This is a genomic window from Virgibacillus sp. CM-4 (genome assembly GCF_000445495.1).
GTDB lineage: Bacteria > Bacillota > Bacilli > Bacillales > Amphibacillaceae > Virgibacillus > Virgibacillus salexigens.
Map to the genome: position 1 here is coordinate 172419 of NZ_AUQA01000003.1, position 11658 is coordinate 184076.

Annotated in this window: 9 protein-coding genes; 5 read left to right on the forward strand and 4 right to left on the reverse strand. The window is 38.0% G+C overall.

Features of this window, described 5'->3' with window-relative positions; genetic code table 11:
* Positions 1-15: 15 nt before the first annotated feature.
* Together cydD and cydC are read left to right on the forward strand one after the other, a co-directional pair.
* A complete protein-coding gene (gene cydD / locus M948_RS31960) occupies positions 16-1752 on the forward strand; it encodes a thiol reductant ABC exporter subunit CydD (protein WP_021290543.1) in 1737 nt (578 codons plus the stop codon).
* Positions 1749-3464: a thiol reductant ABC exporter subunit CydC gene (cydC, locus tag M948_RS31965; protein ID WP_021290544.1), complete on the forward strand. Its 1716-nt coding sequence runs from the start codon at positions 1749-1751 to the stop codon at positions 3462-3464. The genes cydD and cydC overlap by 4 nt, the downstream gene beginning before the upstream one ends.
* A gap of 239 nt (positions 3465-3703) precedes the next feature.
* Here the strand turns inward: cydC and M948_RS31970 are convergent, their stop codons facing one another.
* The 4 genes from M948_RS31970 to M948_RS31985 all read right to left on the reverse strand — a co-directional run bounded on the left by M948_RS31970 (position 3704) and on the right by M948_RS31985 (position 6993).
* Complete coding sequence (locus M948_RS31970) at positions 3704-4294, reverse strand: 5' nucleotidase, NT5C type (protein ID WP_021290545.1); 591 nt, start codon at positions 4292-4294, stop codon at positions 3704-3706.
* A complete protein-coding gene (gene ribD, locus M948_RS31975; protein ID WP_021290546.1) occupies positions 4291-5400 on the reverse strand; it encodes a bifunctional diaminohydroxyphosphoribosylaminopyrimidine deaminase/5-amino-6-(5-phosphoribosylamino)uracil reductase RibD in 1110 nt (369 codons plus the stop codon). The genes M948_RS31970 and ribD overlap by 4 nt, the downstream gene beginning before the upstream one ends.
* A complete protein-coding gene (locus tag M948_RS31980; protein WP_021290547.1) occupies positions 5393-6148 on the reverse strand; it encodes a GTP cyclohydrolase II in 756 nt (251 codons plus the stop codon). Before M948_RS31980 ends, ribD begins: the two co-directional genes overlap by 8 nt.
* A gap of 251 nt (positions 6149-6399) precedes the next feature.
* Positions 6400-6993, reverse strand: a complete 594-nt coding sequence (locus tag M948_RS31985) for a TetR/AcrR family transcriptional regulator (RefSeq protein ID WP_021290548.1) — start codon at positions 6991-6993, stop codon at positions 6400-6402.
* Between the two features lie 155 nt (positions 6994-7148).
* Here M948_RS31985 and M948_RS31990 point away from each other — a divergent pair, with 155 nt between their 5' ends.
* The 3 genes from M948_RS31990 to M948_RS32000 all read left to right on the forward strand — a co-directional run bounded on the left by M948_RS31990 (position 7149) and on the right by M948_RS32000 (position 11540).
* Entirely contained in the window at positions 7149-8057 is a 909-nt protein-coding gene (locus tag M948_RS31990) for an ABC transporter ATP-binding protein (protein ID WP_021290549.1), read from the forward strand.
* Positions 8057-9658: an ABC transporter permease gene (locus M948_RS31995; protein ID WP_021290550.1), complete on the forward strand. Its 1602-nt coding sequence runs from the start codon at positions 8057-8059 to the stop codon at positions 9656-9658. Before M948_RS31990 ends, M948_RS31995 begins: the two co-directional genes overlap by 1 nt.
* Before the next feature lie 142 nt (positions 9659-9800).
* Positions 9801-11540, forward strand: a complete 1740-nt coding sequence (locus tag M948_RS32000; RefSeq protein ID WP_021290551.1) for an ABC transporter ATP-binding protein — start codon at positions 9801-9803, stop codon at positions 11538-11540.
* Positions 11541-11658 lie beyond the last annotated feature (118 nt).

The window sequence follows — 11658 nt, forward strand, 5'->3', positions numbered from 1 at the left end:
ACAGGAGCATATATAATGCGTACGATAAAAGCGTATCTGAATGCCAAAAAATTTAGCATGGTTTACCTCTTCTTCTTTGCTTTGTTAACGGGTGGAGCGATTGTTGGCCAAGCTTTTTTACTTGTTACCGTTATTGATGGTGTGTTCCTAAAAGACCAAAGGTTTCAAGAAATCCTACCATTATTGGGAGGGTTGTTCTTCATTCTTCTAGCTCGTTCGATTTTTACGTATATGAGTGGAAGACTTGGCGTACGATTAGGAGCGGAAGCAAAAAGACATTTACGTCATGAATTGCTTGATAATTATTTAAAAAATCCGGTTCAAGCATCACTGAAGGGACAATCAGGACAAAAGGTCAGTATGATGATGGATGCAGTTGATGAGGTAGATAGTTACTTCAGCCAATACATTCCACAATTGATTCGATCTTCGGTCATCCCTGTCGTTCTATTAATCGTTGTATTTAATCAACATGTGAATAGTGGAATTATTATGGTAATCACTTCTCCATTTATTCCACTTTTTATGATTATTATTGGTATGCAAACGCAAAAAAAATCCGAAGAAAAAATGGATGAATTGGCTGCTTTTTCAGGTAAATTTTTAGATACGGTACAAGGGCTAGTTACTTTAAAGTTATTTGGTAAATCTAAACAGAAGAAGGAGACGATTAAACAAAGCAGCTTGCAATTTCGAGACGCGACGATGGAAATTCTAAAAGTCGCCTTTACCTCATCCTTCATGTTAGAACTCATTTCGATGTTAGCCATTGGAATCATTGCATTGGAAATAGCTCTACAGTTAATTATCTTTGATGGAATTAGTTTCTTTGCAGCATTCTTTGTACTCGTGCTCGCACCTGAGTACTTCACTGCATTACGTGAATTAGGAACTGCCTTTCATAATGGAAGAAGCAGTATGGGTGCCATTCGTAAAGTGGAAGAGGAACTTAAAGAAACAGATGAATTCACTGTGCAATGGGGGAGTAAACCTATACCAGAAAAGGGTTTGCCGGTAAGAATAGATATTGAGAATGGCGGTTTTCAGTATGGAGAAGCCGATTTTCAATTAAAAAAAATGAGTACCAGTTTCTCCTCTTTATCCAAAAATGCGATTGTCGGTAAAACGGGTTCAGGGAAGTCCACGCTCTTGCATATGATTGCAGGAATCATTCCAACACATCAAGGGTCCATCCTTATCGACGGAGAACCTTTAACGAAATATAGAGAGGCAGACTGGTTTCATAGACTCAGCTATATTTCTCAGCACCCCTATATTTTTTCAGGCACGATTGCAGATAATATTGCGATCGGAAGTCCTAACCAAGTTACTCGAAACGAAATAGAGCTTGCAGCAAAGCGAGCCGGGATTGCAGAAACAATAGCATCGTTTACGTATCGTTATGACACAGTTGTAGGGGAAGGTGGCCGAGGGTTATCTGGCGGTGAAAAACAACGTTTAGCTCTAGCAAGGGCTTTTCTAAAGCAGCCTTCTATTGTACTATTCGATGAACCAACGACCGGATTAGATTTGAAAACAGAACGAATCTTACAGGCTTCTATTGAAAAACTAGCTCAGACAGCAACAGTTATTACCGTAGCTCACCGATTGCACACGATTAAAGATGCGGATAAGATCTTGATTTTAGATGATGGGGAACTTATTGCTGAAGGTACACATGAGCAATTATTGCAAATAAATTCTGTTTACCGAGATATGATTGTTGTGCAACAAGGAGGGAAGGCAGAATGAGGGATCTAGTGTTTGTTACGAAACAAATGATGAAAGAAAAAAGAGATATTCTGCTTTCAATCTTATTAGGATTTATTGCGGGGCTATCTACAGTGGTATTGTTCTCAGCTAGCGGGTATTTAATTGCAAAAGCTGCTTTGCAGCCACCATTTTATACATTGATTATCTTAATTGCATCTGTAAAAATGTTAAGTTTTATTCGTGCCTTTAGTAGATATGCAGAGCGGTTTGTATCCCATCGCGGTACCTTCACAATGCTAAGTAATTTACGGATGGCGTTTTATGAAAGGCTAGAGCCCTTAGCGCCAGGTATATTTACTTCGTTTCGAAGTGGAGATCTCTTAGCAAGAATTGTAGGGGATGTAGAAAGTCTGCAAAACTTTTTCTTACGCGTGGTATACCCGCCAATCGTGCTAGCTTTAGTGTTTATCAGTACGATTTTCTTTGCATCCTTTTATTCTATCCATACAGCAGTAATTCTACTAATTGGTTTATTATTTACCGCCGTTGTAATCCCTGCTATTTTTGTTATACGTCAACGTTCAATAAAAAGCCAAGTTCGAAATAAACGAGCGATATTATCGACAGAAGCTACCGAATTTCTTTATGGTTTCCGCGACTTAAAAATATATCAGCAAATGGATGAGAAAAGAAAGCAACTTTTAGCACATTCGGATGCTTATATAAAGGAACAGGAGCAGGAGGAAATCAATACGTTATATAATCAATCAGTGAATCAATTTGTATCGTTACTCGTTACATGGACTGTGTTATCCATAAATGCATATCTAATTGGTCAAGGGCAGCTTGATGGCGTGCTATTAGCAATGTTAGTAATGCTTTCGATTACTTTATTTGAAGATGTGGGGCCGATGGCGGTTTTCCCGATTCACTTTGAGGATAGTAAGCAAGCTGCGAATCGTTTATTTTCTGTGGTTGAACAAGAAAGAGAAGAATGTGAAGAATCATCCACATTATCTGTTGGTTTCCGTACGCCTCCTAAAATATCTATGTGTGATGTTACCTTTACCTTTCCGGATGATGGAAGGCCAGCTGTTCATACGGTGAATATGGAACTTCCTGCTGGTTCGAAAACAGCTATTGTTGGCGCTAGTGGATCTGGCAAATCAACGTTACTGCAGCTTATAATCAAATTAATCATGGCTGATAGCGGGGAAGTTCGACTGAATAATATGGAGATAGCGCAGTTCTCGCAGAAAAGTGTCCTGGAAGAAGCAAATGTCGTTCTTCAAGATAATCATTTCTTTTACGGTACGATACGAGATAATCTTAAGCTCGCCAGTGAAACGGCTACGGATGAGCGCTTGCAAGAATTACTGGTTAAAGTTCGATTAGAGCATCTTGACTTAGATCATTCTGTCTATGAAAAAGGAGAGAATTTATCTGGTGGAGAGAAACAACGATTAGCCATTGGAAGAGCAATGTTGAAAGGAGGGCAATTCTGGTTGCTGGATGAACCAACCTCCTCCCTTGATACCGTAACGGAACAATCCATTTATGCACATCTTTTTGATCAAGCGTCTAATGACACCGTTGTGCTCATAAGTCACCGATTAGCTGGTATGGAGCAGATGGATCAGATTATTGTCATGGATCAAGGTACGATCGTAGAAACAGGAACATTTACAGAGTTAATGACGAAACAAGGGTACTTCTATGAAATGAAAGAACTAGAAAGAAACCTGCTATAAAGCTGAATAGGGGTTTAATAGAAAAAAAGAAGGAGAGACCAAAGTATTTTGGGCAAAGCATCATCGGCTAATTACTACGGTGAGGAATGGCGAGCCTAGGCGTAAGTCACAGCAAATAAAATAGGCATGGCCTCTGCGAGAAGGTACGCCCCAAGTTAGCTCGGTACGGAGTCGCAGAGCATGCCGTATTTCAAGTTGTGTTTTTAAATGAATTATATTGATTTTATTCGGATTTCAATTTATCGTTTTCTGTTATGTTTCAGGCTCTTTTCATACATATGCTTGAATTCGCTCCAGTGAAAGAGACGAGTGGCTTCTCTGTATTCCTTATTATAGGATTGATCTTTTATGATTGGTGTTGTATCTATATTTTTTAACGTACGCAGCACAGTGGGTTTATCATCTACATAGTAGTCAAGGTTCAACTGATGAATAATGTTAATTTTTTCATTATCTTTCATTCCATAGTAGAATTTATCATCTTCAATAGGAAAGCCTTGTTCTCTCAACCATACCTTTGTACGCTCGCCATGTTTGTGTGGTCGCGCAGTAATATAATAGATATCATGCCCACTATATTTTAAATCTTGGATTGTTTTTAAAGCTCCAGGAAAGATTGGACAATCTGTATAATATATGGTTTCTAGGGTGTTTTCCCACAATTTTTTCCCTTCCTCATCAGTAAGTCCGAAAGGTTCATGGATTTCTACTCGCTGTAGCGAATAGAAGGATTCCATCGGTAGCTGCATATTTAACTTTTCTCTATAAATGAGAAAGGCATGTTCTCGTAAATTGATTAGTGTATCATCAATGTCAAAGCCAAATTTCATTCGCAATCCCTCTTGTCACTATAAATTGGATAACCTGTCCATTTAAAGTCTTTGCCAATTGGCTGTATTTCTGTCTCGCTCAGCTCAATGGCATCATGCATCTCATTTATCCCTGTTCCCTCAAGAAAGCTAGGAGCATGTTTACCCCCAATTAATTTAGGAGCCATATATAGTATCATTTTATCTATTAAACTATGTTCAATAAATGACGCATTGATTGCACCACCAGCTTCAATTAGCAAGGAAGAAATGCCGTGTTGTCCTAAATAAGTGATTACTTTTCGTGGATCAACTGTGTTTGTACCTTCTGTCGGAATAACGAGTATACCAAGCGATTCCAATTCTTTACGCTTTTGTTTGTCATAATTTTCAGTTGTAAATATCCATGTACCTGCTTGTTTATCCTGAATAAGCTGGTAATCAAGTGGAATTTTTAATGTAGAATCCATCACGATTCGTAGAGGGTTTCTACCGTTTGGAATCCGTGCTGTTAATGCTGGATTATCTTTTAATACTGTATTAATCCCGGTTAAAATCGCCATATGTTCATGTCGAAGTTGATGTACATCTGCTCTAGCCTCTTCAGATGTAACCCATTTGCTGCTTAAGGTATGACTGGCAACTTTGCCATCTAGTGTTATTCCTGATTTTAATGTAATAAATGGGCGTCTTTTGGTTATAAAGGTATTAAATACTTCGTTCATTTTACCTGCTTCTGCTTGTCTGATACCAACTATTACTTTAATACCTGCATCCTCTAAGATAGCTACTCCATTTCCCGAAACAATTGGGTTTGGATCTAACGTTGCGATTACTGCTGTTTTAATACCTGCTTTTACGATGGCTTCTGCGCATGGACCAGTACGACCATGATGGGAACAAGGTTCAAGGGTTACATAAATCGTACCACCTCGTGCCTGCTCTCCGGCCATTCGTAAGGCATGAATTTCAGCATGTGGCTCCCCCGCTTTTAAATGGGTTCCAACACCGACAATTCGATTATGATTAACGATGACGGACCCAACTAATGGATTGGGGTCCGTTTGACCTTTCATAGCTCTAGCATTGTTTAAGGCAATATCCATATAAACAGCATGACTAGTCATTAAAACAAGTCCCTTCGGATTTTAGGTGGCCAGATTTAGTTACCTTGGTCTGTAAGTATTTTCGGTTGTATTCCGAGATATCTCCCCATAATGGCGTTCTCCCTGAAACAGAAAGGCCAGCTTCTTCTAATGCATCCAATTTACTGGGGTTATTTGTGATTAATGTTACTGCTTTGCTGCGTAATGTCTTTAACACAAGGATGGCATCTTCATAATTTCTAGCGTCATTTACAAAACCGAGTCCTTCGTTTGCCTCAACTGTGTCATAGCCATTCTCTTGAAGAAGGTAAGCCATCGCTTTGCTAAACAGACCAATACCTCTACCTTCATGATTTGCTAAATAAAATAGCGCACCGGCTCCATTTTCCTTTATACGTTTCATTGATTCCTTCAATTGAAATCCACAATCGCATCGTTTACTTCCAAATATATCTCCAGTATGACAAATAGAGTGCATACGAATTAGGGCATTTTCAGCATTAGCGAAATCACCGTATACTAAAACACTGGATTGTTGATACTCTGCCAGATTCGAAGAAGCTAATTTATGGATAATCTCTTCATAGTCCTCCGTGACTTCATCATAATTAAGCCAGCAATACCATTGGAATACGGTTGTTTCACCTTGTAGATTGACTGGTAGTTGAATCGGTCCAACCAAATATATGGCACGTTCATTTTTTTGAATCAGTTGAATTTTATCTTTCAAAATAGAAAAAACGTCAGATTTAAGCTTCATTTGTTCCATTTTGTAATCTCCTTTCATTTGCACTAAGTATAATGAAAAAAACGGATATCTTCAATTTTTCGTGCTTCAAACGAAATTTTTTGATGTTTTTTGTTATAGTATGTACCAAATTGCCTGATTGATTGGGGAAAGTTAAAACAAAGGCGTGAATTCCTTGTTTAGGAATAAAATGAAGTTTTCCATTGTTACTCGGTCATACCAACAAAAAAGCTTGTAGAGGCATATAGCTGCTTCTCTACAAGCGGAAAGATCTAATTAGGATGATCTCCTTTCCCAATAATCCCATAGAATAAGATCTTCATGATATCTTCCGTCATTGGCAGTATTTTATTATATATATCTTCACGCTGCATGGCTTCTTTAAAAATGTGGAAATACATTAAAATCGACTCATTCGATAGATCTGGATCAACATATCCTTCGCGTTTCCCTTCTTCAAATAACTCCATCATTTTCGGTATCGCCTTTTTTTGGTATAACTCTTCAATATAACTAATACCAGCAGAATATTCTTTCATAATCACATTGTAGAAATTGGAATTGATATGTTGGGCTGTTTCTGTCTTAGCGAAGATAAGCTTCTTTATCTTTTCAGGAAAGGGTAAATCGTTATCAAATAATGACTCAAACTCCCACCATGTTTCGCTTATATAATGTTTAATTACTTCATGAACAAGGTTGTTTTTGCTCTCAAAATAATTGTAAATCGTTACTTGAGATACATTTGCTTTTGTAGCAATTTCTTTAATAGAGACTTTTTGTACGCCAAAATCCATGAATAATGTTAAAGCAGCCTGCAATATATGTGATTTTTTTAATTCGCGTCTTCGTTTAAAACCATCCAAGTAGTTTCACCTCATTCTAATTTTAATAAAAAATATGTAATAAAACAATAAATATATTTCATAAGTTATTGCATAAACAATTTTATTTATATATTATGAAATATATGGGTTAAAATATTTCATAATTTAGATGCGAACATAAGGGGGAAGTAAAAATGCCTGTGTTACAAACAACTAACTTAACAAAGAAATTTGGAAAGTTTACTGCGTTAGATGGTGTGAATATAGAAGTTAATGAAGGAGAAGTTTATGGGTTTATCGGTCCCAATGGGGCAGGCAAATCAACAACCATTCGGATATTATTAGGGATATTAAAAGCGACAAAAGGGAACGTAACCATCTTTGGTAAAGATGCGTGGTCCAATGCTGTTTCTATTCATGAGCGAATTGCTTATGTTCCAGGGGATGTGAATTTATGGCCGAATTTAACGGGAGGAGAAGTTATTGATCTGTTTGTAAAATTACGTGGCGGAAATAACCAAAGCCGAAGAGAGGCTTTGATCAAACGATTTGAATTAGATCCAACCAAAAAATGCCGTACTTATTCAAAAGGAAATCGGCAAAAAGTGGCATTAGTAGCTGCTTTCTCGTCTGATGCAGATTTATATATTTTAGACGAACCTACTTCCGGTCTTGACCCATTAATGGAGAAAGTATTTCAAGATTGTGTCTTAGAAGCAAAACAGGCTGGTAAAAGTATTTTGCTTTCTAGTCATATTTTATCGGAAGTAGAAAAGTTATGTGACCGTGTTGGAATTATTCGGCAAGGTAAGATTATTGAATCTGGATCTCTAAGTGAAATGCGACATCTGACGCGAACGAATTTATTAGTAGAAACAAAACAAGATATTGTTGCGTTAAGTGAAGTCGAAGGCGTACATGCTATCGAAAGAGAAGGGAATGAAATTTCTTTTCAAGTAGATACCGAAAAATTGGATGATGTCATACGTTATATTAGTAAATTTGGTTTGGTGAAACTGGAAAGTGCTCCTCCAACATTAGAGGATTTATTTATGAGACATTATGAAGGGAATATAACGGCTGGAGCTGGGAGGGAAGTGTAATGGCAGGTTTAACAAAAAACACAGGGAAGTTGTCTCGTTTTCTCCTACGGAGGGATCGTATACGAATTCCTGTCTGGATTTTGTCATTAGCTATCATTACCTATACCATTGCCTTATCTTTTACGGATCTCTATGGATCAAAGGCGGATCGTCAAGCGATTGCTGAAACCATGTTAAATCCTGCAATGACAGCTATGGTTGGTCAAGGGTATGGGCTGGATAATTACACATATGGAGCCATGATGGCACATCAGATGCTCCTGTTCACAGCGATTACGGTGGCAATCATGAGTATCTTATTAGTTACAAGGCATACGAGATCAGATGAGGAAGACGGTCGAATTGAACTGATCCGATCATTACCAACTGGTAGGTTATCAAATTTATTCGCAGCGTTAAACGTTGTTTTCATGACGAATTTTTTTATGGCGCTTCTCATTGGATTTGGTTTAGCGGCATTAGATATTGAAAGTATGGACTTAGAGAGTTCTCTTTTATATGGTGCAGCCCTAGGGGCAATAGGCTTTTTCTTTACAGCAATCACAGCGGTATTTGCACAGCTTTCTGAGAACTCCCGTGGTGTTATTGGATTGTCCTTCTTTGTGCTGGGTATTGCTTATATTTTACGAGCGATTGGAGATGTAAGTAATGAGACATTATCTTGGATTTCTCCATTGGGCTGGATTTTAGGAGCGGAGGTTTATGTTAATAACTATTGGTGGCCAATTCTATTAACCATCGGTGTATCGTTCATTCTTTGTATATTGGCACTCTATTTAAATGGTATTCGGGATTTGGGTTCTGGATTTTTACCAGCCAAGCCAGGTAAAAAATATGCATCTGTACTGTTAAAAAGTCCATTAGGGCTGTCCTTTCGTCTTCAACGTACGGGGATAATTGCTTGGGCAATAGGAATGTTTGTATTAGGTGCATCCTATGGTTCCGTATTAGGGGATTTAGATACCTTTTTTGAAGATATTGATATGATGAAACAAATGCTAGCACCTGTAGATGGTTATTCGCTGACAGAACAATTTATTACCATGTTAATGAGTATTATGGCTATGATTAGCACGATACCAGCTTTAATGGCACAATTGAAATTAATGGGTGAAGAAAGAAAAAATAGAACAGAGCATTTGTTAAGTCGTGCAGTTTCTCGTACACGGCTATTAAGTAGTTCATTAATCATTTCTATTCTTGTTTCGTTTGTTATGTTATCTTTGGCAGCACTTGGTCTTTGGTCAGCAGGCTCTGTATCGATTAATGACGGAATGGATATTACAGTTGTGTATCAAGCGGCAATAGTCTATTTGCCTGCGATGTGGGTAATGATTGGGCTGACGGCATTTCTTATCGGCTTTCTCCCACAGGTAAGTAGCTGGGTATGGGGGTATTTAATTTATTCATTTATTGTTGTGTATTTAGGCAATCTAATTCAATTTCCTGAGTGGATGAGCAGCTTGTCCCCGTTCGGGCATATACCTCAGATACCTATTGAAGATATGAACATAACTGCAGTTACCATCCTTACAATTTCTGCAATAGGCTTGATGGTACTCGGGTTTATTGGTTATCGTCAACGGGATATTGGTGGATAAGGCATGCTTTTAAATAAAAACGCTGTTTTGTGGAACAAAGCAGCGTTTTTATTATTTAAGGCTGGAAGGGGAGAATCATGTATTATGTTCTTTTTTCATTTATAATAAAAGGATAGATATTCTAAGATAGGAGTACATGGTATTGGAAAAATCCCGTAATGATTTGAAGCTATTTATTTCGTTTATCTTGTCTACCAACATTCCAAAGCTCCCTCTTTCAATAGGATTAGTTGGTAGTGTAATCACAACACTTGTAGGTCTAAGTATCCCTCTGCTAACTAGGGAATTGGTTGATGGGTTCTCCTTAGAATCGGTGAGTATCATGCTGATAGTGATGATAGCGGTTATTTTTATTTTGCAAGCCGTAATCGATGGTGTATCTACTTATATGTTAGCATTAGTTGGACAGAAGATTGTTGCCCGGCTTCGCGAACGGATGTGGAGGAAGTTAATCCATCTACCAGTTAGCTATTTTGATAAAACAAACAGTGGGGAATCGGTAAGTCGTGTGGTCAACGATACCGGAATTGTGAAAGATCTGATATCTCAGCATTTTCCACAGTTTATAAGTGGGTTAATTTCTATCATAGGTGCCGTTGCTATACTATTAATTATGGATTGGCAAATGACACTGATGATGTTAATTGCTGTTCCCATAACGATTTTACTGATGATGCCATTAGGTAGCAAAATGGCTAAGATCTCTCGAAGTCTACAGGATGAAACGGCGGTATTTACTGGTAATATTCAGCAAACATTAAGTGAAATAAGGTTAATGAAGTCGTCTACAGCGGAACCTTTTGAGGAACGAAAGGGATTACATGGAATTAGTAAGCTATATTCATTCGGCTTAAAAGAATCAAAAATCTTTGCTTTGATTGGGCCACTTATGTACTTAATTATTATGGCTGTAGTAGTGGTTATTATTGGATATGGAGGTATACGTGTGGCCAATGGTTCCATGTCTACCGGATCATTGGTGGCATTCTTGCTTTATTTGTTCCAAATCATTATGCCAATTACCACATTTGCTATGTTTTTTACCCAATTACAAAAAGCAAAGGGTGCAACAGAGCGAATTATCGATATTTTGGATTTATCAGAGGAACCAGGGAAAGATGGTGCTTCTTTAACAAACGCAAATCGCATCATTCAGTTTCATCATGTATCCTTTTCCTATAATCCAACAGAACAAGTTTTAAGAAATATCACTTTTGCTGCCCATCCTGGTGAAATGATCGCATTTGCTGGTCCAAGCGGCGGGGGAAAAACAACGTTATTCGGTTTGTTAGAACGATTCTACCAACCAACAGAAGGTGAAATTTTCATTGGTGACACGTCGATTGAGAAAATGTCGTTGCAAACATGGCGAAGTCATATTGGTTATGTCTCACAAGAAAGTGCGATGATGGCTGGTACCATTAGAGAAAACTTAACCTACGGTTTAGCTGACGCAACAGATATTTCAGATGACCGGCTTTGGTTGGTTACCAAGATGGCTTATGCAGATAGGTTTATAGCAACGTTTCCCGATCAATTAGATACAAAGGTTGGCGAAAGGGGAGTTAAACTATCTGGGGGACAAAGGCAACGCATTAATATAGCTCGAGCATTTCTACGTAACCCAAGTATACTGATGATGGATGAAGCAACTGCCAGTTTAGATAGTCAATCAGAAAAGGTTGTTCAACAAGCCTTAACTAAATTAATGGAAGGACGCACAACCTTTGTAATCGCTCACCGCCTATCAACGATTGTAGATGCGGATAAAATTATATTTATCGAAAATGGAGAAATAACAGGGGTGGGAAAACATCAAGAACTAATGGATCGGCACGCATTATATAGAGAATTTGCCCGGCAGCAATTAACAGATCGGTGACATGAAAGGGGAGTAGCTGCGATTAGAGGGAGTAGAACCCCCTTTGTTTTAAGGCACCTCAAAGTTGGATTTGTTTTCTAACTTTTCTTACCTCCAGTCAAGTGTTTTACACAATTTA

Excerpts from the sequence above, each read along its gene's own strand:
- M948_RS31995 (WP_021290550.1), top strand. The coding sequence starts at position 8,057 with ATGGCAGGTTTAACAAAAAACACAGGGAAGTTGTCTCGTTTTCTCCTA.
- cydC (WP_021290544.1), top strand. The coding sequence starts at position 1,749 with ATGAGGGATCTAGTGTTTGTTACGAAACAAATGATGAAAGAAAAAAGA.
- ribD (WP_021290546.1), bottom strand. The coding sequence starts at position 5,400 with ATGACTAGTCATGCTGTTTATATGGATATTGCCTTAAACAATGCTAGA.
- M948_RS31990 (WP_021290549.1), top strand. The coding sequence starts at position 7,149 with ATGCCTGTGTTACAAACAACTAACTTAACAAAGAAATTTGGAAAGTTT.
- M948_RS31980 (WP_021290547.1), bottom strand. The coding sequence starts at position 6,148 with ATGGAACAAATGAAGCTTAAATCTGACGTTTTTTCTATTTTGAAAGAT.
- M948_RS31970 (WP_021290545.1), bottom strand. The coding sequence starts at position 4,294 with ATGAAATTTGGCTTTGACATTGATGATACACTAATCAATTTACGAGAA.
- cydD (WP_021290543.1), top strand. The coding sequence starts at position 16 with ATGCGTACGATAAAAGCGTATCTGAATGCCAAAAAATTTAGCATGGTT.